The sequence below is a fragment of the Caballeronia catudaia genome (genome assembly GCF_001544755.2).
Classification (GTDB): Bacteria; Pseudomonadota; Gammaproteobacteria; order Burkholderiales; family Burkholderiaceae; genus Caballeronia; species Caballeronia catudaia.
The window spans coordinates 74116-98668 of record NZ_FCOF02000013.1; the positions used below are offsets into that span (position 1 = coordinate 74116).

The window sequence follows — 24553 nt, forward strand, 5'->3', positions numbered from 1 at the left end:
AGCTTGCCGAGCGTCGAGGCGTCTGCGTCCGACCACTCGCCCTCATCCAGTTTGCAAAGCCGATACGCGTAGAGTCGTAAGCGCAAGGACGCTGCAGCGAGACACCGATGACAGAAAGAGCCGCGATCACGCGTCGTGCGCGAGCCAGCCCGGGACAGACAAAACGAAATTCGTTCGCGGGGTCAAACGCCTATCACCGGCAACCCGCGCGGTCGCCAAAAGAACCAATAGGTCGCGAAGTTCTTAAATCCCCGTCGCAACCGCATTAAATGTACGCAGTCAATCTAAGCTATTACGGATGACTTGAACCACATTCACATGTCGCGCCGGCTTCAAGATGGCGGAGTAATCGGCTGTCAAACCAAGATTCATCGAAGCCCGACACTCGCGCGGAGGACGAAGTGGAATTCACGCCCATCCGGACCCAGAAATCTCCGTGAAACAACTTGAATCGACCAATGACGAAATAAAATCGTTAAAAATCAACGATTTATATCGATAAATAAACTTGTTTCACGGAAATACGTCTTGAAGCGCGGCATAACCACATCGGGTAGCGGATCGTTCCCGCAAGCAACCGTCAACTCAACCGTAGGGCTGGGCACACGTATCGTTCAATACATTTTTCGTGTCGGGGATAAGCGCATTCGCATATCGCGCCGACGCGCCCGCTCCGAGCCGACTTTGCGCACCCGCTTCCTAACCGAACGCCAACTCGTCAAAGCGGCGCCGACTTCCGCGCGTGAAGTGGCTGATAAGGCTCGCCCGCCTTGAACCGCTCGAGCCGCTCGCTCGCGACTGACAGCGCGCCGAGCGACGCGCGTCGCAACTGGTGATCGTAGAGCGAGACGATCGCCGCGAGGCGATCGAAATCATCAGCGCCCAGCGTCCACGAACCGGAAGCGCGGCCGGCGTCGAACACGGCGGCCATCGTCTGATCCGCGCGCAGCAGTTCGTCGTGCGAGAAGTCGCCGTGGCCCGCTTCGGCGAGAAACTTGGCGAGATACATCGCTTCGGTGATGTGCTGTGCGGGCGCGATGTCCGGCGAGCCGGAGCGCAACGCCGTCAGTGACATATGTGCGGCGAGCGCGAGCTCGTCCGCCACCGCGCGCGGGATGGGAAGCAATTGCGCCTTGGTGAGCCGCGCGCGCGTCGCCTGGGGCGAGCGCCGAAAAGGAAGAGTGCGTGACATGCGAGAATCTATGGTTGACCTTTTCAGGTTAACGTTCATCGATCGCCGAATCTGAAGGGTGCTGACCGCGTTCCTGTTCGAAATGTTCGACGACCGCGATCGCGCGTTCGCACTGGTCGGCGTCGAGCGTATGAATGCTGCACTTGTCCGGTTCGACGCCGATTTTCTGCGCCAGCCACTTCATCCCCTTGGACCGCGCCTCAAAGACGTTGCAGCCGTCGCGCCGCACCTTCGCTTGCACGAGCGGCTCCAGCGCCGCGTGAAGCTTCACTTTCAGGTCGTGCAAACGGGCATCGGCGAGCCGGCCGAGCGGAACGTTGCGCGTGCTGCGCGGAAAAATGCCGATCCACGCCTGACATTCCGCGCAAATCCAGAGTGGGCCGTGGTCGTCGCGATACGGATAGGCTTCATCGCCGGCGCGCGCCAGAGTCGCGGGCGCGCCGCAGTAGTCGCAGTTCGGATGGGGTAGAGGTTTGACAGGTCGGCCAACACGCATTGCCAGAAACTCACAGGGCGGGAAATCCAATATAGCAAAACCGCCCGTTCGTTTCGGAAGCGTGCCCTAACACAAGCTTCGGACTCCGTTGATATCGCAGCCTGCTTAAGCAAGATCGTTCGCAAAAACGCCGGCACGCGCACAGGCATTGGCTCGCGCCGATCGGGAATTTACTTTTCCGATCCACGGTATACGGTGGGAGTGCGTACTACAAGCTACGCGCTTGCGGAGCCTACAGGCCCCCTTTCGCGACGGTTCGCTCACGCCGCGCACCAATCAGTCAAACGAGAATCCTGCAAGGCGCGTTCTTCGCGCCGTCGATCAGGCCGTGCACGAACGTCCAGATTTTCCCCGGTTCTTCGATAGGAGGCGATGGCGATGAGAATGACTCTTGTATTGGCAACAACCGCCGCGGCTTTATTCGCGATGAGCGCGCTAGCGCAGGATGCCCCGGCACCGAGCGGCACCGCGCAGCAAGGCGCAGTCTCCACCACGACCGATTCCAGCTATGGCGGAACGATGTCGACCACCAAGGCCAGCGGCGCCGCGCGTGACGCCTGGACCAGCACGTCTCAGCTCTGCACGCCGGGACTGAGCTGCAATATATATAGCGGTCAGTGAAGCAACTTGCGGCAAGCGTCGGTCCGAAGGCGGCGGGGACGCCTTCGAGCGCCGATCTCACTCGCCTTCCAGCTCCATCCTTCTTCGCGCAGTCCCCCAATGGCGGGGTGATCTCCCTCCGGATGCGTGGTTTTTTCCGGCGACCGTTCGGCCGATAGTAAGGCTCATCACAACACGGCCTCTTGCGGGCCACGCGTGGCGGTATCTCCACACGACAAATCCTCATCCGCGGCGAACAGGCCCGAACGCAAATTTCGCGCGACGCACCTGATTCGGTGGCGGCGCAATGTCGCCGGCCCTCGCGGAACTCTTGCCTCACATTCGTCGGGGCGACGTGCGTCTTCTAATGTATGAGCCCATCTGGATAGCCGCGTCCACGCGGCCAGCAAGGAGGTATCCGAAATGAGAACCCATCAAACCAGACGCGCGGTCTGCGCTGCGATCGCCGCTCTGACGCTCGGCGCGCTCTGCGAGACGAGCGTCGCCGCGAACAGCGGGGACAACGCCGACGCACGCCCGATCGCCGTCGATGTCGACAGCGGTCCGATCACGCTCGCTGTGCAAACACCCTCGGGCGGAACGTCGCGCCTGACTTACGCCGATGACGACGGCTGGCGTCTCGACGACCGCGACACACGCCTCAAATCGACGGAAGCGCGCATCACGCCCGCCTCGACGGAGCCGCAAAAAGAGGCGTCGGGCAGCGAGCGGCCGATGACCGTTTTCATCGACGGCCCCACGGGCTACACCTACGTGTGGATGCGCGATCAGGGATGGAAGTTCGTCGGCCGTCTTTCCGATCGCAAGCGTTGAACACGCTTCTTAGGACGGCCGCGTGCGTGCTCGGGATCTCGCTCACCGCGCAAACGCCAGCACAAACGCCAGCGCAAACGCCAGCACAAGCGCCTGAGGCCGACGCCTGGCGCGCCGTGCGCGCCGCGGACTGCGCGCGTTGCCACGGCAAGGATCACGAAGGCCTGGCCGCGCCGTCGATCGTCGGCTTTGCGCGCACGCAGAGCCGCGAGCGCTTCATCGCCGCGGTGCTCGACGGCAATCCGCCGATGGGCATGCCCGCATACCGCGGCGTTCCGCTGATCGAGAGCCGCATCGACGCGATTTACCGCTACTTCGCCGGGCGCGCCGATGGAAGCATCGCCCCCGGCGCGATGCCAGGCCGCCAATGACGATCTGAACAGACTTCAACCGCACACGGAGGTTTTCGATGAGTTCAACTCAGTTACGCAGCGATGGAACCGGCTGGTCCGACAAGCTCGACGACGCCACCACGCTCGCAATGCTCGTCACGGCCATCGGCGAGCAGCAGCAAAAGCTCGCGAGGAGCAGCCACACGAACCTGAACGGCAAGGTGGATCGCGCGCAGCATCAGAAACAGGTGCTCGGCGCATTCGGAACAATTCGGATTGCAGATGATATTCCCGATGCCGCGCGCTTCGGTATGTTCGCGAGGGCGCCGGCTGCGTATCGCGTCGCATGCCGCATTTCGAACGGACAGCCGTGCCCGCGGGCCGATACGTCACCCGACGTGCGCGGCATCGCGATCAAGTTGTTCACGGACGACGGCGCCGAAACCGATCTGCTCATGACCAACGAAGGCGGCCGCTCGCACGCGCGCAATTCGGTTCAGTTCATGGCGGTCGCGGATATCATCGTCGCGCTGCTTTCCGAAGGGCCGGTCAGCGGCATCGCGCAGAGCCTGCGCGAAATGATGATGGCGAAGCTCGGCCCCGTCGAGGCCGCGCGCATTCTGGCGGTCCTTTTCAAGGAAACGACGGTGCACCGCGTCGAGAGTGTGACGACCGAGCACTACTGGGGATCGGTCGTGCAGGTCGGGCAGGCGGCGATCAAATACTCGCTGCATCCGCTTCCATCGACGCCCGCCGGGACGAAAGCTCCCAGCCACGGCGACGACTATCTGCGCGACGACGTACTCAGCCGCTTGCAGCAAGGCCCGGTGAAGTGGCAACTCGGCGTGCAATTTTTCGTCGATGAAACCACGACGCCCGTCAACGATGCCTCCGTCGCGTGGAAGTCCGAGATGGTGCCCGTCGGCGAACTCGAAATCGATGCGCCGCCATCGGTCGATGACGAAGCGCGCATCAACCAGCTCGCGTTCAATCCGGCGAACGGTTTCGCGCCGCTCGGCATCACGCATGCGCGCAAGGCCGTTTATGCCGCGAGCGCCGCGAATCGCAAAGACCGTGGCGTGCTGTCGAGCGATGAAGCGCGCGCCATGCTGAGCGCGCGCTGAACGGCGGACAATCGCGCGGCTGCGCAGAACGGCGCGTCGCGCGAGCCTTTTCTCCGATAATGACATGCGCCCCAGGCAGGGCGTTTCATGCATATCGGAGCCCAGCATGCATCTCGCCGGCATGATCCTTCCGATCTTCGCCATCATCCTGACCGGATGGCTGGCGCGCGTGTCGGGCTACATGCCGCATGCGCTCGCGCCCTCGCTGATGCGGTTCGCGTATTACGTCGCGATGCCCGCCCTGGTTTTCCTGACCATCGCCGATGAATCGCTCCGCTCGCTGCTCGAGTGGCGCTTTCTCGCCGCGTTCGGCGGCGGCTCGATGATCTGCTTCGCGCTCATGCTGTTCGGCGTGCGCTTCGTGCGCGGCGCAGCGCTTGGCGCGAGCGCGATGCTCGCCGCCGCCGTCTCGATGACCAACACCGGTTTCGTCGCGCTGCCGATTCTGAAGGCGCTGTACGGCAAGCCAGGCGTGCTCGCGGCGGCGGTCGCGACGGTGTTCGTCGGCGCGCTCATGTTTCCGGTGCTCGTCGTGCTGCTCGAAGTCAGCCGCTACGATGCATCGCGCAAGATCAGCGTGGCGGCGCTGCTTCGCCAGATCGTGACGAACCCCGTGATTCTTGCGACGATTTGCGGCCTGCTATGGTCCGTCGGCGGCTTGACGCTGCCGCCGCCGGTCGCGTCCTTCCTCACGATACTCGGAGAAGCGCTCACGCCCTGCGCGCTTTTCGCGATCGGCCTCGATCTCACACTGAGCGAGTTGCGCGGACGCATGCCGCTCTACGCGCTTTTGACCGCGCTCAAGCTCGCGGTCGTGCCGCTCGTCGTGTATGCGCTGTGCGTCGCGGCCGCACTGGGCCACCCCGCGACCGTCGCCGCTGTCGTTTGCGCGGCGGTGCCCACGGCGAAAAGCGCTTACGTGCTCGCGGTCGAATACGACGTCGAAAAAAACGTGGTCGGCGCGGTCATCTCGATGACGACGCTCCTGTCCATCGTCACCTTGCTCGCCTGGCTTTACCTGCTGTAGCGCTGCTCACACATCGCCGAGTTCCTCGTCGACATTGCGCTCTTCGTCGTCGGGCGGCGAGATGCCGAGCGCCTTGTCCCATTGCGGCTCGCTCAGATAGCGCTCGCGCAGAAAGTCGACGAAGGCCTTCACCTTGGTCGTCGAACGATGCGATGTCGGATAGACGGCGCTCAGCCACAGCGGCGGCGCAGCATAATCGGGCAGCACGCGCACGAGGCGGCGTTCGAGCAGATCGCTCGCGGCGACCATCGTCGGCAGATAGACGACGCCCGCGCCCGCGCGGGCGAATTCGAGCAGCAGATGCACGCTGTTCGTCTTCAACACGGCGTTGAGCGCGATCTCGTAAGTTTCGTTGCCCTTCATGAGCGGCCAGTTGTCGCCCCACGGATAGTGCGCGTAGCGCGCGAAATCGTGACGCAGCAGATCGAGCGGCGTCTCGATGGCCGGCTCGTCCTTCAGATACGCGGGCGTCGCGCACAGCACGCCGCGCACCGGAAAGAGCTTGCGTTCGACGAGCAGGTTCGACGCGGGCGGATAAATCTGCAGCGCGAGATCGAAGCCTTCCTGCACGGGATCGATGACGCGATCGTTCACCGTCACGACGAACTCGATGCGCGGATGCGCCTCGCGAAACGCGATCAGCGCCTGCGAGAAATGCCCGAGCGCGAAGCCCGGCAGCACATGCACGTTGAGCGTGCCGCAGAGCGATTGCGTCTCCGCGCTCACGCGCCCCGAGAGTTCGTGCACCTTGGACACGAGCAGCAGACAATCGCGATAGTACGATTCGCCGACTTCCGACAGGCGCACCGCGCGCGTCGAGCGATGAAACAGCGCGACGCCGAAATGCTCCTCCAACTGCTTCACCCGCGACGTGACCACCGATTTCGCCACGCCGAGTTGCCGCGCCGCGCTCGCGAAGCTCTGCGCTTCGGCTGCGCGGACGAAGGCCTCCATCGACATGAAGAGGTCCATGCGTTCTCCTGTTACGCGCTTTTCCTGTAGCGCAGCGGCGTCGTGCCGAGCCGCTCCGAGAACAGCGCGGTCATGTGCTGCTGCGACGAGAATCCGCACGCAACGGCGACATCGACGAGCGGCGCGCTGCTCGCGCGCAGCATGCGCGCGGCGGCGTCGATGCGCTTTTCCAGCACGTAGCGATAGAGCGAATGGCCGGTGCGCGCCTTCACGCCATCGAAGACGACGCGCACGGGCAGATCGAGCTCGGCGGCGATATCGGCGCAAGCGAGATTCTGGTCGATGTTATCGGCGACATACGCTTCGAGCATCGCGAAGCCGGCGTCGGTCAGCGCGGACTTGCGCTCGCGCGCGGCGCGTTCGAGATGCCGCGTCGTTTCGATCCACGCGAGCGTCGCGACGCACTGCATTTCCCACGGATCGGCTGGGCGCGTTTCGGCCTGCGCTTTCTGACGCGCATAGCGCACGAGATGCCGGATCGAATCGGCGCCGAGATTGCTGCGGCTGCCCGCGCGGCGCAACGGCTCCGCGCTGCGATCGGCGATGCGGTTCACGAACGCATCGGCATAACGAAACGCGATGAAACCATGCCGCACCTCGTGCGCGTCGATGCGCATGCTTTCGCCGCGCGGATGAAACGCGGCGGTCTCGGCGCGAAAGGTGAACGGCGCGGCGGGGCCGTCGTCGTAACTCGTGTCGGAGACGATCGTGCCGAGCAGAAGGCAGATCATGTCCGACGAATTGCTCAATTCCAGCGAATAGGGGCGCGGGCCCGAAATGCAGTATTCGAGTCCGGGCGCGCCTGCGACCGCCTTGAAACGATCGATGCGGCCCGCCGCCGACTGGGCGCTATGGACGCTCATGGTCCTGTCTCCGATGTCTTCGCGGCTTGGCCGATGGGCGCCGCTGTTCACGCGAGTATAGATGCGCCCGCACGCCCGATGGGTCGCGATTCGCGAACGCCGCGTGCGCCGTTTGTGCACGGTGTAAACCCGCATCCGGCCGTCGCGTGTTCGCCGGAATCTGTAATCCCGCAAAACCTGAAAGACCGGCGCGCCGCGTCTTCGTAACGTTCGCTCACATTACACGAACGACCGGAGACGACGATGCACACGCGGTACAGGAAACCAACGACACGAATACGCCTGGCATGCGCGCTCGCGATGCTCGGCGCGACCAGCTCGATGACGGCCCACGCCGCCGGCATTCCCTTCGCGACGGATCGCCCGCAAACCTGGCAGTTCAGCTCGGATTTCGAAGGCACTTACGATTCCTTCGGACAGAACCTGGAATGGAATCACGACAACCGCGCGTTCGATTCGCACGGGAATCAGGTTGCGGGTCCGGGCACGAACACGTTCGTCGGGTTATCGACGTTCATTCATTACTGGAAGCTCCCGTCGCTGCCGCATGTCGGCTTCAACGCGAGTATCACCGTGCCTGAGATTCGCACGCAGGGCTCGCAGTTTTCCGCGAGCGGCATCGGCGATCCGTTGATCGGCGGGCTCGTCTGGTACAACCCCGCGCCCGCGACGACGCTCGGCCTGCAAGCCTATGTGCAGGTGCCGATCGGACAGAACGACGTATCGACGAATACGTGGTCGTTCTGGCCATCCGTCTTCTACGACGACTGGTACGGGCACGTGAACGTCGACCTGCTTCTCGGCGGCATTCTTCGGGGACGCACGCTGCGTTCCGGCCACGACGATCTGAGCCCGGGCAACTCGTTTCATCTGAACCTGCGCGTCGGCTACAGCATTTCGCCGCCGGACAACCCGTTCGCGATTCCCTTCGTCGGGCTCGACTTCCAGACGAGCGGCGGCACGTTCAATCAGACCGCGGCGATGCCCGTTGCGAATAGCGCGAGCCGCGAGACGACCGTGGGCGTCGGCGTGCTGTTCCAGTTCAAGCCGAACAGCCTGCCGTTTCTGCATCAGAAGATGTATGACCAGCTTTCCATTCAGTACCAGCACTCGGTTGCGGGGCGCAATACGACGCTGACCAACGGAATTCTCGTGCAGGCGTGGCACTACTGGTAAGCATATCGAAACAATGGAGGCAAATATGAGCGAGACGATTCAACCCGCCGCATCGCGGCGCAACTTCATCAAGGCCGCAGGCGCGGGCACGGCAGCGGCCGCTTTCGGCGCGGTGTCGTTGACGGCGCGCGCCGCGAGCGACATCAAGTTCGATGCCGAATACGACGTCGTCGTGTGCGGCGGCGGTGGCGGCGGCTTGCCGGCAGCGCTTTTTTCACGCTGGCTGGGAAACCGCGTCGTGATTCTGGAGAAGGCGGGCAGCGTCGGCGGCACGGCGGCGAAGGCCGCGTTCTGGTACTGGGTGCCGAACAACGAGCCAATGCGCCGCGCCGGCATCGCCGATCCAAAGGCCGATTACATGCGCTACGTCGCGCGTCTTTCGCGGCCCGAGCAATACGACGCGACGCAACCGAAGCTCGGCCTCTCCGACTGGGAGTACGAGATGTGCGAGGCGATCTACGACAGCGCATCGCCGGCGGCGGAACTGCTTTCGAGCAAGGGCGCGCTGCCGTATCGGCATGAAGCGGCGGTGCCGGACTACTGGGCCGAATTGCCGGAAGATAAGGCGCCGCGCGGCCGCGTGCTGTTTCCGAAGGATGGCTTGCCGAGCATGTCCGATGGCGGGCGCGTCGCGATCCGCACGATGAGCGCGGCGGCACGGCGCGATGGCATCGACATCAGGACGGGCTGTCGCGTGCAGAAGGTGCTCGTGGATGAGTCGGGCGCGGTGATCGGCGTCGAATCGCTGACGGAAGAGGGCACGCTCTATCGCGTGCGCGCAAAAAAAGCGGTGATTTTCGCGACCGGCGGCTTCACGCACGATCCCGAATTGCGCAAGAACTTCCTGCACGGCGCGGTGTACGGCGGCTGCGCCGCGCCGACCAACGAAGGCGACTTCGTGCGCATTTCCAGCGCGCTCGACGTGCAGTTGCGCAACATGAACTACTCGTGGATGGCGCCCATTTCGCTCGACAAAGCCATCGCGAAAGACGGTTCGCTGTCCGGCATCTTCACGCCGACGGGCGATTCCATGCTCTACGTGAACAAGTACGGCAAGCGCGTGGTGAACGAGAAGCTCGCATACAACGAAGTCTGCGCGACCTTTTCCGAATGGGACGGCGCGAAGGGCGAGTATCCGAATCTCACGCTCATTTCGATCTGGGATCAGCAGGCGCAGGACCATTGCGGCAGCGACGACTACGGCAGTCTCATCGTGCCGAAGGGATCGAATGACCGGCATGTTGTGCGCGGCAACACGCTCGCGGAACTTGCCAGCGCGATCAGGGAACGCATGGCGAAGTATCAGAGCGCGCTCGGCGGCGCCACGTTGAGCGATGACTTCACACGCAATCTCGACGCGACCATCAAGCGCTTCAACGGCTTCGCGAAGACAGGCGTCGATCAGGACTTTCATCGCGGCGAGCGCATCGTCGAGAAGCTGTTCAATGGGCCTGTCAGCAAGAAAGCCGATCAGAAGAACGAGACGATGTATCCGCTCGCCGCGAAAGGGCCGTACTACGCGGCGCTGATCGTCGCCGGCAATCTCGATACGAAAGGTGGCCCGAAAACCAATTCGCACGGTCAAGTGCTCGACACGCGCGGCGCGCCGATCAAGGGCTTGTACGGCGTGGGCAATTGCGTGGCGTCGGCATCGGCGCGGGCGTACTGGGCGGGCGGCGGCACGCTCGGGCCGATCATCGCGTTTGCCTATCGCGCGGCGCAATCCGCCAATGGAGGCCAACCATGATTCGGATGACTAATGTTATTGCAATGCTCGCGCTAGTCAGCGCGGCGGCTCACGCGCAGGACGACACCGCCGCGCTCGGCAAGAAGCTCGCGACGAACAACTGCGCCGTGTGCCACACCTTCAACAAAGGCGAGCCGAACGGACAAGGGCCGAACCTCTTCGGGATCATCGGCAGGCCGCTGGCGGCGGAGCCCGGCTTCAAATATTCGGCGGGCATGAAGGCCGCCGCTGCGGGCAAGGTCTGGGACGAAAAGCTGCTCGATGCGTGGCTCACCGATACGCAATCCGTCGCGCCCGGCAACGCGATGACCTATTTCGAAGGCGACGAAGCGCGGCGGCAAAAGATCATCGCTTATCTGCGCACGCTGCATTGAATCAAACAACAGGAGACGAAAGCATGAACCCCATCACCATGACCGACGAACAACGCAAGACCATCGCGCTGGAATATCTGCGCAGGCTCGATCGCAGCGAATCGTTCTTCGATTTATTCGATGACAACGCCGAAGTCTATTTCCCGAAGTGGGGCATCGCGACGGGCCGCGCGGCGTTCGAAAAGCTATTCGCGGATCTCGGCACGATCGTCGCGAAGTTCAAGCACGATCTCGCGTATCTGAATGTGATCCAGCAAGGCGACACGGTGGTCGTCGAAGGCACGAGTTACGGCACGACCCAAAGCGGCGTCGATTGGCGCGCGGGCGTGACGCACGCGGGCCGCTGGGTCGATGTCTTCGAAATCCGCGACTTCAAGATCCAGCGCTGCTTCATCTATCTCGACCCGGACTATGAAAGCGCGGACACGCGGCGCTATCCGTGGCTGGCGGACAAACAAACGGAAAAGTAAGTACTTTCCCTAGGGCCGCGATCGAAGACGCATCGTTCGGCAAACGCGAACCTCGATTCATTGCCTCATGGCGCCCGCAGCCCTAATCTTGATTCCAACGCGACACCGAGAATCTGAACGCAGACACGGAGACAGACATGCAACAGACTCAACTTGGCAGCCTCGAAAGCTATCGCAAGGGCTCGATCGAAATCATCAAGGGCCAGGCCTCGCATTACGTGATGTCCAACGTATTCGAAGTTGCAAGCCATTCCGCGCCGTATGAAAAAGTCGTCGTCGGCAAGAACCTCAAGTACGTGATCGAAACGCTGCGCGCCGAAGGCGTGTCGCCGTGGTTCACCGCATCGCACGATGAATTCGCGGTCGCGCTCGACGGCGAAATCGACGTGCATTTCATCAAGCCTTCCGATGGCGCGCTGGTGAACGAAGCGATCGAAGGCACGGTGAAGCTCGAAGGCGAACCTTCGGGCCAGAAGATGGGGTTCGTGCGCCTGCGCCGTGGTCATCAGGCGCTGTTGCCCGCGGGCGCGGCGTATCGCTTCGAAGCGAGAAAGACCGGCGTGCTGCTCGTGCAGACGATTCTCGGCGCGGCATCCGTCGAGAAGTGGGCCGATATCTGCATCCAGTAACGTCGCCGCGAACCTTCATCTTCGGAGCAAACAATCATGGATCAAACCGTTTTCCTGCAAAGCGTCGTCGCCACCGATCCCGACGCGGCCACCGGCTACCGCACCTTCAAACTGGGCGATTTCGAATTCAGCCGCGATGCGTATTTCGTCACCGTGAAGTGGCCCGCGCAAGGTCAGACGCGCTCGCATCAGATGCACGCCGACGACTTCCTGCGCGCGATGATGCGCGATGTCGCGTGGGGCTTCTTCTACGGTTGGGTCAATTTCGACGAAGTGATCGGCACGCGCAATCACTACGGCAAGGTCGACATGTACGCCGGCGCGTATAACGCGAGCTTCCGCGATGCGGGCGTCGATTGCACGCAGCAGTTCGAAACGCCGATCATCATGGCGACCTTCAAGGCGATCCTGAAGGACTGGGTCAACGAAGGCTTCGATCCGTTCGCGGCGCCCGAGGAAACCGGCTCGGCGTTCGGCGCGAAACACGGCGACAACATCGCGGCCATCGACCGCACGCGTATCGCGACGAAGCGCATGCCTGGTCTCGAAGGCGACTCGCCGTTGCGCGACGACTTTCCGGTGAATCGCCAGTTCGCCGATGTATCGCAGGACGAGCCGGAGATTCACGCGGAACCCGGTTTCGAAGGCCAGTTGCACGCGTTCAGTCTCTTCAAGTATCTGTCGCGCTCGGACGTGACGTGGAATCCGTCGGTCACGTCCGTCTGCAAGCAAAGCCTCTTTTGCCCGACGACCGAAGAGTTCGTGCTGCCGGTCTTTCATGGCAACGATCGCGTCGAGTGGTTCCTGCAACTGTCGGATCAGATCATCTGGGATGTCGCCGATAAAGACACGGGCGAGCCGCGCGCGCGCATCACGATGAACGCCGGCGATATCGCCGCGATGCCCGCCGACATTCGCCATAAGGGTTATTCGCAGAAGCGCTCGATGCTGCTCGTCTGGGAAAACGCGACGCCCGATCTGCCCAAGCGCTACGAAAGCGGCGAGCTGCCGCCGTATCCGGTCGCGCTTTAAATCCCTGTCCTTCGAATCTCGACGGCGCCTTGAACAAAGGCGTCGCGGGGAACGCTTCGTCTTCAATCCTCGACACGAGCAAGACATGCAAACGCAACTCTTCATCGATGGCCGCTTCGTGCCCGCCCTGTCCGGCGAAACGCTCGCGACCCTGAATCCGCACGACAACAGCGTGATCGCGCAAGTGTCGATGGCTGGCCGCGAAGATATCGACCGCGCGGTCGATGCCGCGAAAAAGGCGTTCCCGAAGTGGAGCGCGATGGCCGCCGCCGATCGCGGTCGCCTGCTTTTGAAACTCGCCGATGCGATCGAAGCCAACGCCGATGAACTCGCGCGCCTCGAATCGATGGACACGGGCCACCCGATCCGCGATACGCGCAATCTCGACGTGCCGCGCACCGCCGCGACCTTTCGCTATTTCGGCGGCATGGCCGACAAGTTCGAAGGCTCGGTGATTCCCGTCGAAGCCGGCTTCCTGAACTATCTGACGCGCGAGCCGGTCGGCATCGTCGGGCAAGTGGTGCCGTGGAATTTTCCGCTGATGTTCACGAGCTGGAAGATGGCGCCCGCGCTCGCGGCGGGCAATTGCGTCGTGATGAAGCCCGCCGAGCTCACGCCTTTGTCGAGCCTCGCGATCGCCGAACTGATGGCGGAAGTCGGCTTTCCGGCTGGTGTAGTGAACGTGCTGCCGGGGCTCGGGGCTATCGCCGGGCAATACATCGCGGAGCATCCGGACATCGGCAAGGTCGCGTTCACCGGATCGACGGCGGTCGGGCGCAAGATCGTGCAGGCATCGAGCGGCAACCTGAAGAAGGTGCAACTCGAACTCGGCGGCAAGGGCGCGAACATCGTCTACGGCGACGCCAATCTCGATGCCGTCGTGCAAGGCTCCGCGTTCGGCATCTTCCATAACCAGGGGCAGGCGTGCATCGCGGCGTCGCGGTTGATCGTGCATGAATCCATCGCCGATGAATTGCTGGAGCGCTTCACGTCGCTCGCGCGCTCGATCCGCATCGGCGATCCGCTCGATCCGTCGACGGAAATGGGGCCGCTCACGTCGCAGATGCATCGGGACCGCGTGCTGTCTTATGTCGATGTCGCGCGCGAGCAGGGCGGCCGCGTGCTCGCGGGCGGCAAGGCGCCGGACGCCGCCGCGCTCGCCAAAGGCTGCTATGTCGAGCCGACGATCGTGCAGGCGAAACCCACCGACCGCGTCGCGCAGGAAGAAGTGTTCGGCCCGTTCGTCGCCGTCAGCACGTTCAAGAGCGACGAAGAAGCGCTCGCGATCGCCAACGGCACCGAATACGGCCTCGGCGCGGGACTCTGGACGCGCGATCTGCAACGCGCGCATCTCGTCGCGCGGCAATTGCACAGCGGCATGGTGTGGATCAACTGCTACAAGCGCGTGAGTCCGGGATCGCCCTTCGGCGGCGTCGGCGCGAGCGGATACGGACGCGAAATGGGCTTCGAAGTGATGCGCGAATACACTCAGGCCAAGTCGGTGTGGGTGAATGTCGACGCCAATATTCCGCCTTACTATCCGCGCTGAAGCGCATCGGGAATCATGCAATCGTTCATCTATCAGGGCATGCCGTCGCGCGTCGTGTTCGGTGCGGGAAGCATCGAACATGTCGAACGCGAGATCGAACTTCTCGGCGCAAAGCGCGCGCTCATTCTCTCGACGCCGCCGCAGCGCGATCAGGCCGAAGCGCTCGCCGAACGCATCGGGCCGCGCGCAGCGGGCGTGTTCGCAAAAGCGGTGATGCACGTGCCCGTCGAGACCGCGCGCGAGGCTCGCGAGTTTGCGCAACGCATCGGCGCGGATTGCGCGATCGCCATCGGCGGCGGCTCGACGACAGGTCTCGGCAAGGCGATCGCGCTGACATCGTCGCTGCCGATACTCGCCGTGCCGACCACCTACGCGGGCTCGGAGATGACGCCGATCTACGGTCTCACCGAAGCGGGCCTGAAGAAGACCGGCCGCGACCTGCGCGTGCTGCCGAAGACAGTGATCTACGATCCGCAGCTCACGGTATCGCTGCCGGCGTCGCTATCAGTGACGAGCGGCATCAACGCGATCGCGCACGCGGCGGAAGGGCTCTACGCGCAGGACGCGAATCCGGTGATAAGCCTGATGGCGGAAGAGGGCATCCGCGCGCTGGCACAGGGCATTGGCAAAGTGGTGTCGAAGCCCGGCGATGTCGACGCGCGCAGCGACTGTCTCTATGGCGCGTGGCTGTGCGGCGCGGTGCTCGGCAGCGTCGGCATGTCGCTGCATCACAAGCTGTGTCACACGCTCGGCGGCACGTTCAACCTGCCGCACGCGGAAACGCATACCATCGTGTTGCCGCATGCGCTCGCGTATAACCGCGACGCGGCGCCCGACGCGATGAAGCGCATCGCCCGCGCGCTCGGCACGGACGATGCCGCGCAAGGCGCATTCGACCTCGCGCGCGCGAACGGCGCGCCGACCGCGCTGAAGGATATAGGCTTGAAGGAAAGCGATATCGATATCGCTGTCGATGTCGCGATGAAGAGCCCGTACTGGAATCCGCGGCCGGTCGAATGCGCGCCGTTGCGCGCGCTGCTGGAAGCGGCTTACGAAGGACGACGACCATGAACGAATCGCTTACGCAATCCGTCGCTGACGCCTTCGGCCAATGCGCCGACGCGCGCACGAAGGAAATCGTCACCGCGCTCGTGCGGCATCTGCATGCGTTCGCGCGCGAAGTGAACCTGACGCACGACGAATGGCGGCGCGGCATCGAGTTTCTCACCGCGACCGGCAAGAAGTGCGACGGCATCCGGCAGGAGTTCATTCTGCTCTCGGATACGCTGGGGCTTTCGATCGTGCTCGACGACATCAACCAGCATCATGAAGAAGCCGCGACCGAAAGCAGCCTGCTCGGTCCGTTCTATCGCGATGGCGTGAAGGAATCGGCGTTCGGCGCGAACATCACGCAAAGCGACGGCGAACCGGTGTTCTTCCACGGCACGGTGCGCGATGTGAGCGGCGAGCCGGTTGCCGATGCGTTGATCGAAGTCTGGCAGACCGCGCCGAACGGCATGTACGAAGGACAAGACCCGGATCAGCCCGAAGGCAATCTGCGCGGACGATTCCGCACGAACGCGGACGGCGCGTACGCATTCCATTCGATCAAGCCGACGAGCTATCCGATTCCAACGGACGGTCCCGTCGGCCAGATGCTCGTCGCGACGGGCCGTCATCCGATGCGTCCCGCGCATATCCACTTTCGCATCGACGCGCCCGGCCACGAACCGCTGACGACCGCGCTCTATTCCGCCGACGACCCCTACGTGAAGTCCGATGCGGTGTTCGGCGTAAAGCCGTCGCTCGTGATCGAGTACGCGCCGAAGGAGGGCGGATACGATGTGGCGCGCGATTTCACCCTTATCGCGAAGGAGCGCGCGTGAACGCGATCTGCTCGCTCGACGACGTGCCCGATGGCGGCGGCCTCGAAGCCGCGCCGTCCGTGCTCGTGTTGCGCCGTGGCGGCGAAGTCTGGGCGTATCGCAATGTGTGCCCGCACTTCTCGATTCCGCTCAACTATGAGCCCAACGCGTTCTGGACCTACGAAGGCGGATTGCTGATGTGCGCGCACCACAGCGCGATGTTTCGCTTCGAAGACGGCGTGTGCGTCGATGGGCCATGTCTCGGCGCGAGCCTCAGGCGCATTCCGATCCGCATCGAGAATGGCGCCGTGTCGATCGAGGAGGACATCCTTACATCGGGTGCGCCGCGATGAAGCTCTTGAACGCGCTGTATCCGGGCTTCGGCGTGAGGCCATCGTTCCTCAGCAAGCCGAACGCGCCTTCTCCGCCGACGGGATCGTCATACAGTTCGTAGACCTGAATCGACTCGATGTTGTACGTCGACGCCAGCGCGACGAACTGCGCCATCATCGTGTTGCCGACGAGGTACGCCGCGATCTGCTGATCCGTGCCGTAGTTCGGGCGCACGCCGAACTCGTTGATCCAGATCGGCTTGCCGAGCGCCTTGAGCGCGGCGAGCACGTTGTGACAGCCGGTGCCGCCGCAGGCGTTCGTGATGTCGCCCTGTTCGGAATACCAGTGCCACGCGGTGATGTCCCAGTCGACGACCGGATGCCCGATGCTGCCGTCCGGCTCCATGCCGGCGGCGAGCATCTGGTCGAAGCCATAGTGCAGCCAGGTGCCGCCGCCCATGACGATCTTGCCCGTCGTATCGACGGATTTGATGCCCGCGATCATCCCGCGAATGACGCCGCGCAGCTTGCGGAACTTCGCGATATCGAACTGCTGCGGGTAGACGCCATCGACGTTGCCGATGAGCAGTTCCGCTTCCATCTCGTTCGTGACCTCGTAGTACGGATAGCGGCGCGACGTGGCCGTCTGCTGGCCGAGTGCGAAGCCGGCGTCATACGCTTCGGTTTCGTCGTTGAATGCGCTGATGCCCATCAGCATCACGGGATACACGGTCACGCCTCCAGCCGCCATGATCTGCGCGATACCCGCGAGCTTGGTCGCGGTGCCCTGGCTGTACACCTCGTTGCGATAGAGCTTTGCGCCGAGATCCTGCAACTGCGAGTGCTGGAGCGCGTCGCTGGAGATATCGTAGGCGCCGCCTTCGTTGTTGTGGCCGTTCACGCCGTAGAAGAGTCGCGCGGGCTGCTGCGGCGCCGTAACGTTGCCGCCGCCCGCGTTCGTGCCGGAAGCCGGAGCGGGCGCGCTGACGACGGGATTCGTCGCAGGCGCGTTCGTGACCGGGTTCGACACTGAAGAAGCAGGAGTCTCGGGCGTAACGTTCACGACGCCGCTCGCGGAAGAAGGGCTCGTCGTGGTCTTCGATGTTTGCGTGCCGCCGGCCGGAACGTCGGGCGCGGAAGCAGACGCCGAAGTCGAAGCCGAAGTGGAAGCGCCGCCGTTCTGCGTTGCATCGGTGGGCGACGCGGTGCTACCGCCGCCACCACCGCCACCGCCGCCGCCACATGCGGCGAGCAGCACGCTCATGGCGGCTGCAAGCGCAACAGCTTTGAATCGGACGAGGCGAACGGCCGGATCGCCGGCGTGAATCAGATTAGTCATGTCGATGCGCACTACTAAATGGTCAAAAATCCATCCATGTCCACCAAGTAGGCGCACGTTCCCCGGGTCGTCCGGGCAAAAGCGGACGTACCGATGAAGGACCTTCATCCCGCGTCGGACGCAAGGACGTGTGGAATGTTCGTCGATAGACCCCAGCGAGCCGGCATAAGGAGGACGCCGGCGGAAAGAAGGGGTATGGAGAAGACCGCGGCGATGCCGGTCTCAATAGGGTTTACGGCGGGGATGAAGGGGACTTGAGACGCGACCGGCACAAGCAAACGTTACGACCGCGGGAATTCGGGAATTCTTACCCGGAAAGCGGCCGGTCCGGTTCGAGCGCGGCGCCGCCGAGTATCGAGTTGGCGTCGGCGCGTGCGTTGTCGAGCTGCACGACGCTCGCCTGGCGCGCCGCGAGCGCATCGCGGTTCGCGATGGCGGTGAAGATCGCCTTGTGGCGCGGCAGCGACAGCGCGTGCGTGTTCGGATGACGGCTCGTGAGCTTGATCGATTCGGTCAGCGCGAGCGAGAGCATGTTGCCGATATACGCGAGCAGGTCGTTGTGCGTCGCCGACATGACCGCGCGATGAAATTCGAGGTCCGGATCGAGCAGTTCGGCGGCGGTTCGCGCGCTTTCCATGCGTTCATAGGCGGCACCGATGCGCGCGATGTCGTCAGCGGTGGCGGAAATGGCCGCGAGCGCGGCGGCGGCAGGCTCGATGATCTGCCGCACCGTCATCAGCGAGCGGAAGAACTCGCCTTCGGGAAGATGGCTGATGGTCCAGACGAGCACATCGGGGTCGAGCATGTGCCATTCGTCGCGCGCGCGCACGACGCTGCCCACGCGCGGCTTCGACACGACGAGCCCCTTCGCGACGAGCACGCGCGTCGCCTCGCGCAGCACCGGGCGGCTCACGCCATAAGCCTCGCACAGCGACGGCTCGGCGGGCAGACGCTCGCCCGGCGCGATGCCGCCGCTCACGATCCGCATGCCGAGCTCCTGCACGATGCGCCCGTGCATGCTCTTGCGTTGCTTTGGATTGCGGTAATCCATGATGCGGCCTGCCGGCCTCTAGCTCGTGGTCGTCGCGCGCATCGCCCGATATTCGCGCCTCACGATATCCATCAGCTCCGCGACCGACGTATTCGCGCTGCGTTGCTCGTACGTCACGCGGCCGCGCTGCATCAGCATGATGCGATCCGCGATATCGAGCGTCTGCGCATAGTTGTGCATGATCATGATGATCGAGAGCCCGCCTTTCTCCTTCAGGCGCATCACGAGATCGATGATGAGCGCGGCCTCGCGCGCGCCCATCGCGGCGAGCGGCTCGTCGAGCAGCAGGATTTTCGCGTTCGAATGCACCGCGCGCGCGACGGCGATCGCCTGACGCTGCCCGCCCGACAAACGCTCGACCGGAAGATCGACGGAGGGCACGTGCACGCCGATATCGTCGAGCAGATGCGCGGCCCGCTCGCGCATCTGCTTGTGATCGACGAGACGCAACATGCCCGCCGGCCCGCGCCGCACGATCTCGCGGTTGAGGAACATGTTGTGATAGATCGACAGCGAGTTCGCGAGCGCGAGATCCTGATACACGCATTCGATGCCGAGCGCGCGCGCATGATCGACGGACTTGAGCAGCGTCTCTTCGCCGTGCACGTGCAACGTGCCGCTCGTCTGCTGATGAAAGCCCGTGAGGATTTTCACGAGCGTGGATTTGCCCGCGCCGTTGTCGCCGAGAATGCCGAGAATCTCGCCTTTGCCGAGCGTGAGCGACACGCCGTCGAGCGCGGTCACGGCGCCGAAGCGCTTGACGATGTTGTCGCCGCGCAGAGCGAAATCGTCCATCACCGTGCTCCCTTGCGGCGAATGCGCCCGACGTGGATGTTGAAGATCATCGCGGCGAGAATCGCGGCCCCGAGAATGATGTTGAACGTGAACGCATTGATGCCGATGAGCGTGAAGCCGTCGCTCAGAATGCCGAGCACCGCTGCGCCGAGCAGCCCGCCCACGATCGTGCCCGAGCCGCCCGTCAGCGGCGTGCCGCCGATCACCGCTGCCGCGACCGCAAGAAACATGATCTGATTGCCGCCCGCTTGCGGATCGATCGACGTGATGCGAAAGCTTTCGAGCACGCCCGTGAAGCCCGCGAGCACCGCGGCAAGCACGAAATTGCCGAGCCGCAGCCGGTTCACGTGAATGCCCGCCTCGCTCGCGCCGATCGGATTCGCGCCCGCCGCCTGGGTATGCAGGCCCCAGCGCGTATGCCGCAACAGTACGTGCATGACGAACGCGATCGCCACGGTCCAGATGATTTCGCTGTAGCCCCACGCGCCCATCGCGGCGGCGAACTCGGGCGAGCCCGGCGTCGCGGCGGGCGTGCCGCGCGAGACCGTCAATGTGATGCCGTTGATCAGAAAGAGCGTGCCGAGCGTCGTCACGAACGAGGGCAGGCGCAGATAGACCGTCACTGCGCCATTCACGAAGCCGATGATCGCCGCCGCGATCAGCCCGGCGATCACCGCGAGCCACATCGGCGCGCCGGCCTCGTTGGCGAACACCATCAGGAACGGCGCGAAGGCGAACACCATGCCCGCCGACAGATCGATATCGCCGCCGATCATCAGCATGATCTCGCCGAACGCGATGATCGCGACCGGCGCGATGTACTGCGAGAGATTGACGAGGCTCGCGTTGCTGAGCAGGAAGTCGTGATTGAGAAACTGAAAGTACGCGCAGAGCAGCACCGCGACGAGCAGGATGCGCAACTCGGGCGCCCAATGAGACATCCAGGCCCCGCGCGGGCTTTCGACTCGCGCGGGCGCCTCGGCTTTACGAGGTTCGTTCACCGTGTTCACGACTTGATCGCGCCTTTCATCGGCACGATTTGCGGCTTGGTAGTCTTGCCTTCATAGCGCGTCGATGTGTTGAGATACGGCTCGACGGTGTCCTTCGTCACGAACTTGAGACCCGTGTTGATGTTCGCCGGCCCGACGAGCCCGCCCGACGCGAGGAACACGAACGCTTCCATCACGGTATAAAAGCCCTGCACGTAAGGCTGCTGGTCGATGGTGAAATCGAGGAAGCCTTCGTGAATGAGCTGGATGGTCTGCGGCAAGAGATCGAAGCCGCCACCGTGCACGCCCTTCGACGGCAGGCCCGATTCCTTCATGACTTGCGCGACGCCCTGCGTGCTGCCCGCATCGACGGCGAACATGCCTTTCAGGTCCTGATGGCCGAGATAGAACGATTTGATCTTCGACAGCTCTTCGTTGACGGTCGCGCCTGTCGCCACGGTTTGAATGTCGATCTTCTTGCCGGATTTCTTGATCGCGTCGCTGGCGCCATCGAGACGCGGCTGGATGTTCAACTGTCCGGGCGTCGCGATGAAGAGCGCGACCATGCCGCTGTCGACGAGACTCGCGATGCGCTCGCCCATCTGATAGCCGGACAGATACAAGTCCTGGCCGATATACGCGAGACGCGGATTGCTTTTGCCGCGCGGCGCGTCGGCGTTGTAAGCGAACACGGGAATGCCTGCGTCGAGCGCGGCCTGAATGGGCTTGTCGAAGGCGTTCGGATCGACGATCGGCACGGCGATGGCATCGGCTTTCGCGGCGATTGCGGAATTCACCGCGCGCACCATTTCGCCGGCGTCGGACGTGGCCGAGCCGGTCCACTGATAGTCCATGCCAAACATCGCGCACGCGTCCTGAATGCCGTATTGCGTCGGCACGAAGAACGGATTCGTCGTCACATGATTGACGAACACGATCTTCCATTTCTTGTGCTGCGGGAACGCCGCTTCGGCTGCCTGCGCGGTCGAGATCAGACCGCCCGCGCCGCTCACGCCGCCCAGAAGCGAGAGCGCAGCGCCAAGGCCCGCGCCCTGCATGAGCCCGCGCCGGCCCGAGTTGATGATGCCGCTGGTGCGATTGCTGGTGCCATTGCTGCCGTCGTTTGCGTCGTCGTCGCGATTCTGCGCCATGTCTTCCTCCGGTCTCTTCTTCGTTGGTCGAATACAGGGTTTTTCACGGCACGTCAGCGCGAAGCGGCTTTCATGATCGAAAGAAGAAAGCGTTGCGGATGACGATGCGAGCAGTGCGAGAGGATTGTTCGATAGCGCGGCGGTTTTTGAACTAGTAATTGGGATATGCGAAGCCCGCGCGCCAATTTCAATAGACAAACTATATGCAGTGCGTTTTGACGTTTCGATTAGCGTTTTCCCGGTACGCGCCCTCGATATAGTCATGCTATTCAGAGGTCTTTCTCACAAAGTGAGCACAACCATGAGCGCCCCACATTCAGGCTCCGCTCGGCAGCCTGGTTCGGCACCGCGGACAAGAATGGCTTCATGTGCCGGAGCTGGATGAGACCCAGGGCATTCCGGATCACGAATTCGCGGGCAAGCCCATCATCGGCATATCTAATTCGTGATCCGAACTAACGCCGTGCAACTCGCGCTGCACGTCTTGCAAGCCGATGAAGGCTGCGACTTCGACCTTCTCGTCGGCTGCCGCCGCGCCGATGTGCCGAAGCATTCGCACTGATGCTCTACTTGCGCGGCCTCCACGTTGCGATCGCGACGCCGAGCACCGCGACGCCCATCGCCCACCATGCGGCTGTGGGGAGCACTTCGCCGAGGAAGAACCAGGAAAGCACCGCCGCCGCGGGCGGCACGAAGAAGAACAGCGACGCCACTTGCGACACCTTGCCCGCACGCGTCATCGCGAGCAGCAGCGTGATCGCGATCAGCGAATTGCAAATGACGAGATACGCGAGCGTGGCGATGAACGTGGGCGTCCATTGCACCGGCGTGTGTTCGAAGCCGAGCGCCATCGGCGCGCAGAAAATCAGGCCGACGCTGTACTGCACGAGGTTCGACGTCAACGGGTCTTGCGCCGTGCCGAGGCGTTTTTCGTAGAGCATCGCGCCCGTGATGCCGATGAGCGCCCCGACCGCGAGCAGCACGGGCCCGAGCGCTTCGGCATGCAGCGGCCCGCGCGCGGCGATCACGCCCGCCGCGCCCGCGAGACCGAACAGGAGGCCGATCCAGCGCCGCGCGCCGATCCGCTCGCCGACGAACGTGGGCGCGAGCACGCCGACGAGAATCGGCTGCAAGGACACGATCAGCGCGAGCACGGATGTCGCGATGCCCGCCGTCATCGACAGATAGCTGAGCCCGAAGTACATCACCTGCACGAGAAAGCCGACGACGACGAGATGCAGCCACGCGCGCGCGTCGCGCGGCCATTGCGGGCGTCTGATCGCGCATGCGGCGAGCAGCACGCCGACGCTCAACGCGAAACGTATCGCAAGGAAGGTGAGCGGCGACGCGTAGTGCAGGCCGGTCTTCGCGATGGGAAATCCCGCGGACCACAGCAGCAGGAACACGATGGGGCCGCCGACGGCGAGCCAGCGTTCGTTTCGAGCGTTCGTGTCGACGTGCGGCGCTTGCGCCATGTCAGATGCCTTTTCGTGGTTGTGGCTCGTGGTTGTGGCCGAAGCTCAGTTCGTAAGACGTGCTGCGTCCGCCGGAAGATGATCGCTGCAGTATGCCCAGCACGACGAGTTCGTTGAGGTCACGCAACGCGGTATCGGACGAGCATTTCGCGATCGATGCCCACTTGCTGCTCGTCAGTTTGCCCTCGAAGCCGTCCAGAAGGCGATTTTCGCCGCATCATTTGCGGCGAAAAAGTCGAAGCATTCACCGCAGGACGCAGATCGCAAGGCCCTAATCCGCCACGCGCACGGAGACATCGGCGGCGGCGAGGCTTTCGGCCATCCAGGCGGGCGGCGGCGCATCGGTGAAGAGCGCGTCGACCTGACTGAGATGCCCGAGTTTCGCGAGCGCGGCGCGGCCGAACTTCGAATGATCCGCAACGAGGAACACGGTGCGCGACTGCTCGATGATCGCCTGCGCGACGCGCACCTCGGCGATATCGAAGTCGCGCAGCGTGCCGTCTTCCTCGATGCTCGAAATGCCGATGATCCCGAAGTCGACCTTGAACATCCTGATGAAGTCGACGGCCTGCTCGCCCACGACGCCCTTGTCGCGCGCGCGCACCTTGCCGCCCGCGACCATCACTTCGGCATCCGATTCATCCGCGAGAATGTTCGCGACATTCAGATTGTTCGTGATGACGCGCAAGCCCGTGTGCTGACGCAGCGCGCGGGCGACTTCCTCGGTCGTCGTTCCCAGGTTGATGAAGAGCGTCGCGTGATTCGGAATCTCGGATGCCACGCACTCGGCGATGCGCCGCTTTTCGTCGAGATACATTTGCTGCCGCGCCGTGTACGCGGTGTTCTCGGAACTCGTCAACGCACTCGCACCACCGTGATAGCGACGCAGCAGATTCCGGACGGACAACCAGTTCACGTCGCGACGGATGGTCTGCTGCGTGACCTGGAATTGCGCGGCGAGGTCTTCGATTGTCGCGAAGCCGTCGCGGGCGACGCGTTCGAGCAGCGCTCGCTGCCTGCCGTTCAGTGCTGGGTCGGGTGTCATCAATGCGCGAAATCGCAAAAAAATGAAAATTTCGAATTCGATGAGTGTACGACGAAACGTCCGCCGGCCGCGATTTTGCGTCGAAAGACCCGTG

General features: G+C 63.4%; 27 protein-coding genes and 1 pseudogene. 15 read left to right on the forward strand and 13 right to left on the reverse strand.

Translation table 11 applies throughout. The features are described 5' to 3' along the window. Positions 1-718 precede the first annotated feature (718 nt). On the reverse strand, positions 719-1192 hold the full coding sequence (locus AWB75_RS16250) for a hypothetical protein (protein WP_061125117.1): 474 nt from the start codon (positions 1190-1192) through the stop codon (positions 719-721). Positions 1193-1220: 28 nt separating this feature from the next. Next, positions 1221-1688 carry a zinc-finger-containing protein gene (locus AWB75_RS16255; protein ID WP_061125118.1) on the reverse strand — a complete coding sequence of 156 codons (468 nt, stop codon included), beginning with the start codon at positions 1686-1688 and terminating at the stop codon, positions 1221-1223. Between the two features lie 378 nt (positions 1689-2066). On the opposite strand from AWB75_RS16255, the gene AWB75_RS16260 reads away from it, so the two are divergent. From AWB75_RS16260 to AWB75_RS16280, 5 genes are all read left to right on the forward strand, one after another. Continuing rightward, entirely contained in the window at positions 2067-2309 is a 243-nt protein-coding gene (locus tag AWB75_RS16260; RefSeq protein ID WP_235012125.1) for a hypothetical protein, read from the forward strand. A gap of 402 nt (positions 2310-2711) precedes the next feature. Next, positions 2712-3122 (forward strand): hypothetical protein, encoded by a 411-nt coding sequence (locus AWB75_RS16265; RefSeq protein WP_061125120.1) that lies wholly within the window; start codon positions 2712-2714, stop codon positions 3120-3122. Beyond that, positions 3119-3493, forward strand: coding sequence for a c-type cytochrome (locus AWB75_RS16270; protein ID WP_235012126.1), 375 nt, complete (start codon positions 3119-3121; stop codon positions 3491-3493). The genes AWB75_RS16265 and AWB75_RS16270 overlap by 4 nt, the downstream gene beginning before the upstream one ends. Before the next feature lie 38 nt (positions 3494-3531). Continuing rightward, positions 3532-4578, forward strand: a complete 1047-nt coding sequence (locus tag AWB75_RS16275) for a catalase (protein ID WP_061125122.1) — start codon at positions 3532-3534, stop codon at positions 4576-4578. A gap of 106 nt (positions 4579-4684) precedes the next feature. Beyond that, positions 4685-5605: an AEC family transporter gene (locus tag AWB75_RS16280; protein WP_061125123.1), complete on the forward strand. Its 921-nt coding sequence runs from the start codon at positions 4685-4687 to the stop codon at positions 5603-5605. A 6-nt stretch (positions 5606-5611) separates the two neighbouring features. Here AWB75_RS16280 and AWB75_RS16285 read toward each other — a convergent pair whose 3' ends face one another. Both AWB75_RS16285 and AWB75_RS16290 read right to left on the reverse strand, forming a co-directional pair. Next, a complete protein-coding gene (locus AWB75_RS16285) occupies positions 5612-6577 on the reverse strand; it encodes a LysR family transcriptional regulator (RefSeq protein WP_061125124.1) in 966 nt (321 codons plus the stop codon). A gap of 11 nt (positions 6578-6588) precedes the next feature. Then, positions 6589-7440, reverse strand: coding sequence for a helix-turn-helix domain-containing protein (locus AWB75_RS16290; protein ID WP_061125125.1), 852 nt, complete (start codon positions 7438-7440; stop codon positions 6589-6591). 243 nt (positions 7441-7683) lie between these two features. Between AWB75_RS16290 and AWB75_RS16295 the strand changes: the two genes are divergently transcribed. From AWB75_RS16295 to AWB75_RS16340, 10 genes are all read left to right on the forward strand, one after another. Then, entirely contained in the window at positions 7684-8616 is a 933-nt protein-coding gene (locus AWB75_RS16295) for a transporter (RefSeq protein ID WP_235012127.1), read from the forward strand. 25 nt (positions 8617-8641) lie between these two features. Beyond that, positions 8642-10363, forward strand: a complete 1722-nt coding sequence (locus AWB75_RS16300; RefSeq protein ID WP_061125127.1) for an FAD-dependent oxidoreductase — start codon at positions 8642-8644, stop codon at positions 10361-10363. Then, positions 10360-10737, forward strand: a complete 378-nt coding sequence (locus AWB75_RS16305; protein ID WP_061125128.1) for a c-type cytochrome — start codon at positions 10360-10362, stop codon at positions 10735-10737. The genes AWB75_RS16300 and AWB75_RS16305 overlap by 4 nt, the downstream gene beginning before the upstream one ends. Before the next feature lie 23 nt (positions 10738-10760). Next, complete coding sequence (locus tag AWB75_RS16310; protein WP_061125129.1) at positions 10761-11207, forward strand: nuclear transport factor 2 family protein; 447 nt, start codon at positions 10761-10763, stop codon at positions 11205-11207. Positions 11208-11344: 137 nt separating this feature from the next. Next, a complete protein-coding gene (locus tag AWB75_RS16315; RefSeq protein WP_061125130.1) occupies positions 11345-11836 on the forward strand; it encodes a cupin domain-containing protein in 492 nt (163 codons plus the stop codon). 36 nt (positions 11837-11872) lie between these two features. Beyond that, positions 11873-12868 carry a hypothetical protein gene (locus AWB75_RS16320; RefSeq protein WP_061125131.1) on the forward strand — a complete coding sequence of 332 codons (996 nt, stop codon included), beginning with the start codon at positions 11873-11875 and terminating at the stop codon, positions 12866-12868. Between the two features lie 85 nt (positions 12869-12953). Then, entirely contained in the window at positions 12954-14417 is a 1464-nt protein-coding gene (locus tag AWB75_RS16325) for an aldehyde dehydrogenase family protein (protein ID WP_061125132.1), read from the forward strand. Between the two features lie 15 nt (positions 14418-14432). After that, positions 14433-15488 (forward strand): maleylacetate reductase, encoded by a 1056-nt coding sequence (locus tag AWB75_RS16330; RefSeq protein ID WP_061125133.1) that lies wholly within the window; start codon positions 14433-14435, stop codon positions 15486-15488. Beyond that, on the forward strand, positions 15485-16303 hold the full coding sequence (locus tag AWB75_RS16335) for an intradiol ring-cleavage dioxygenase (protein WP_061125134.1): 819 nt from the start codon (positions 15485-15487) through the stop codon (positions 16301-16303). Before AWB75_RS16330 ends, AWB75_RS16335 begins: the two co-directional genes overlap by 4 nt. Next, the gene (locus AWB75_RS16340) at positions 16300-16635 is read left to right on the forward strand and encodes a Rieske (2Fe-2S) protein (protein ID WP_061125135.1); all 336 of its coding nucleotides are present in this window, start codon (positions 16300-16302) and stop codon (positions 16633-16635) included. Before AWB75_RS16335 ends, AWB75_RS16340 begins: the two co-directional genes overlap by 4 nt. On the opposite strand, the gene AWB75_RS16345 is transcribed toward AWB75_RS16340, so the two are convergent. The 9 genes and pseudogenes from AWB75_RS16345 to AWB75_RS16380 all read right to left on the reverse strand — a co-directional run bounded on the left by AWB75_RS16345 (position 16613) and on the right by AWB75_RS16380 (position 24459). Beyond that, positions 16613-17953: a glycoside hydrolase family protein gene (locus tag AWB75_RS16345; protein ID WP_235012128.1), complete on the reverse strand. Its 1341-nt coding sequence runs from the start codon at positions 17951-17953 to the stop codon at positions 16613-16615. The two genes, AWB75_RS16340 and AWB75_RS16345, sit on opposite strands and share 23 nt — an antisense overlap. 307 nt (positions 17954-18260) lie before the next feature. Further along, positions 18261-19004: a FadR/GntR family transcriptional regulator gene (locus AWB75_RS16350; RefSeq protein WP_061125136.1), complete on the reverse strand. Its 744-nt coding sequence runs from the start codon at positions 19002-19004 to the stop codon at positions 18261-18263. Positions 19005-19022: 18 nt separating this feature from the next. Continuing rightward, positions 19023-19799, reverse strand: a complete 777-nt coding sequence (locus tag AWB75_RS16355; RefSeq protein ID WP_061125137.1) for an ATP-binding cassette domain-containing protein — start codon at positions 19797-19799, stop codon at positions 19023-19025. Then, the gene (locus tag AWB75_RS16360) at positions 19799-20809 is read right to left on the reverse strand and encodes an ABC transporter permease (RefSeq protein ID WP_061125138.1); all 1011 of its coding nucleotides are present in this window, start codon (positions 20807-20809) and stop codon (positions 19799-19801) included. The genes AWB75_RS16355 and AWB75_RS16360 overlap by 1 nt, the downstream gene beginning before the upstream one ends. Then, on the reverse strand, positions 20806-21939 hold the full coding sequence (locus tag AWB75_RS16365; RefSeq protein ID WP_061125139.1) for a sugar ABC transporter substrate-binding protein: 1134 nt from the start codon (positions 21937-21939) through the stop codon (positions 20806-20808). The genes AWB75_RS16360 and AWB75_RS16365 overlap by 4 nt, the downstream gene beginning before the upstream one ends. Before the next feature lie 403 nt (positions 21940-22342). Next, positions 22343-22492 carry a hypothetical protein gene (locus AWB75_RS37730; protein ID WP_159462786.1) on the reverse strand — a complete coding sequence of 50 codons (150 nt, stop codon included), beginning with the start codon at positions 22490-22492 and terminating at the stop codon, positions 22343-22345. A 13-nt stretch (positions 22493-22505) separates the two neighbouring features. After that, entirely contained in the window at positions 22506-23414 is a 909-nt protein-coding gene (locus AWB75_RS16370; RefSeq protein WP_061125140.1) for a DMT family transporter, read from the reverse strand. Position 23415: 1 nt separating this feature from the next. Beyond that, positions 23416-23622, reverse strand: a pseudogene (locus AWB75_RS38510) (hypothetical protein); the annotation flags it as partial. A gap of 63 nt (positions 23623-23685) precedes the next feature. Beyond that, a complete protein-coding gene (locus tag AWB75_RS16380; RefSeq protein WP_061125141.1) occupies positions 23686-24459 on the reverse strand; it encodes a DeoR/GlpR family DNA-binding transcription regulator in 774 nt (257 codons plus the stop codon). Positions 24460-24553: the final 94 nt, after the last annotated feature.

Excerpts from the sequence above, each read along its gene's own strand:
- AWB75_RS37730 (WP_159462786.1), bottom strand. The coding sequence starts at position 22,492 with ATGCTTCGGCACATCGGCGCGGCGGCAGCCGACGAGAAGGTCGAAGTC.
- AWB75_RS16275 (WP_061125122.1), top strand. The coding sequence starts at position 3,532 with ATGAGTTCAACTCAGTTACGCAGCGATGGAACCGGCTGGTCCGACAAG.
- AWB75_RS16365 (WP_061125139.1), bottom strand. The coding sequence starts at position 21,939 with ATGGCGCAGAATCGCGACGACGACGCAAACGACGGCAGCAATGGCACC.
- AWB75_RS16320 (WP_061125131.1), top strand. The coding sequence starts at position 11,873 with ATGGATCAAACCGTTTTCCTGCAAAGCGTCGTCGCCACCGATCCCGAC.
- AWB75_RS16355 (WP_061125137.1), bottom strand. The coding sequence starts at position 19,799 with ATGGACGATTTCGCTCTGCGCGGCGACAACATCGTCAAGCGCTTCGGC.
- AWB75_RS16290 (WP_061125125.1), bottom strand. The coding sequence starts at position 7,440 with ATGAGCGTCCATAGCGCCCAGTCGGCGGCGGGCCGCATCGATCGTTTC.
- AWB75_RS16265 (WP_061125120.1), top strand. The coding sequence starts at position 2,712 with ATGAGAACCCATCAAACCAGACGCGCGGTCTGCGCTGCGATCGCCGCT.
- AWB75_RS16330 (WP_061125133.1), top strand. The coding sequence starts at position 14,433 with ATGCAATCGTTCATCTATCAGGGCATGCCGTCGCGCGTCGTGTTCGGT.
- AWB75_RS16285 (WP_061125124.1), bottom strand. The coding sequence starts at position 6,577 with ATGGACCTCTTCATGTCGATGGAGGCCTTCGTCCGCGCAGCCGAAGCG.
- AWB75_RS16345 (WP_235012128.1), bottom strand. The coding sequence starts at position 17,953 with ATGACTAATCTGATTCACGCCGGCGATCCGGCCGTTCGCCTCGTCCGA.
- AWB75_RS16295 (WP_235012127.1), top strand. The coding sequence starts at position 7,684 with ATGCACACGCGGTACAGGAAACCAACGACACGAATACGCCTGGCATGC.
- AWB75_RS16370 (WP_061125140.1), bottom strand. The coding sequence starts at position 23,414 with ATGGCGCAAGCGCCGCACGTCGACACGAACGCTCGAAACGAACGCTGG.
- AWB75_RS16255 (WP_061125118.1), bottom strand. The coding sequence starts at position 1,688 with ATGCGTGTTGGCCGACCTGTCAAACCTCTACCCCATCCGAACTGCGAC.
- AWB75_RS16325 (WP_061125132.1), top strand. The coding sequence starts at position 12,954 with ATGCAAACGCAACTCTTCATCGATGGCCGCTTCGTGCCCGCCCTGTCC.
- AWB75_RS16350 (WP_061125136.1), bottom strand. The coding sequence starts at position 19,004 with ATGGATTACCGCAATCCAAAGCAACGCAAGAGCATGCACGGGCGCATC.
- AWB75_RS16280 (WP_061125123.1), top strand. The coding sequence starts at position 4,685 with ATGCATCTCGCCGGCATGATCCTTCCGATCTTCGCCATCATCCTGACC.
- AWB75_RS16310 (WP_061125129.1), top strand. The coding sequence starts at position 10,761 with ATGAACCCCATCACCATGACCGACGAACAACGCAAGACCATCGCGCTG.
- AWB75_RS16260 (WP_235012125.1), top strand. The coding sequence starts at position 2,067 with ATGAGAATGACTCTTGTATTGGCAACAACCGCCGCGGCTTTATTCGCG.
- AWB75_RS16250 (WP_061125117.1), bottom strand. The coding sequence starts at position 1,192 with ATGTCACGCACTCTTCCTTTTCGGCGCTCGCCCCAGGCGACGCGCGCG.
- AWB75_RS16335 (WP_061125134.1), top strand. The coding sequence starts at position 15,485 with ATGAACGAATCGCTTACGCAATCCGTCGCTGACGCCTTCGGCCAATGC.
- AWB75_RS16300 (WP_061125127.1), top strand. The coding sequence starts at position 8,642 with ATGAGCGAGACGATTCAACCCGCCGCATCGCGGCGCAACTTCATCAAG.
- AWB75_RS16315 (WP_061125130.1), top strand. The coding sequence starts at position 11,345 with ATGCAACAGACTCAACTTGGCAGCCTCGAAAGCTATCGCAAGGGCTCG.
- AWB75_RS16305 (WP_061125128.1), top strand. The coding sequence starts at position 10,360 with ATGATTCGGATGACTAATGTTATTGCAATGCTCGCGCTAGTCAGCGCG.
- AWB75_RS16380 (WP_061125141.1), bottom strand. The coding sequence starts at position 24,459 with ATGACACCCGACCCAGCACTGAACGGCAGGCAGCGAGCGCTGCTCGAA.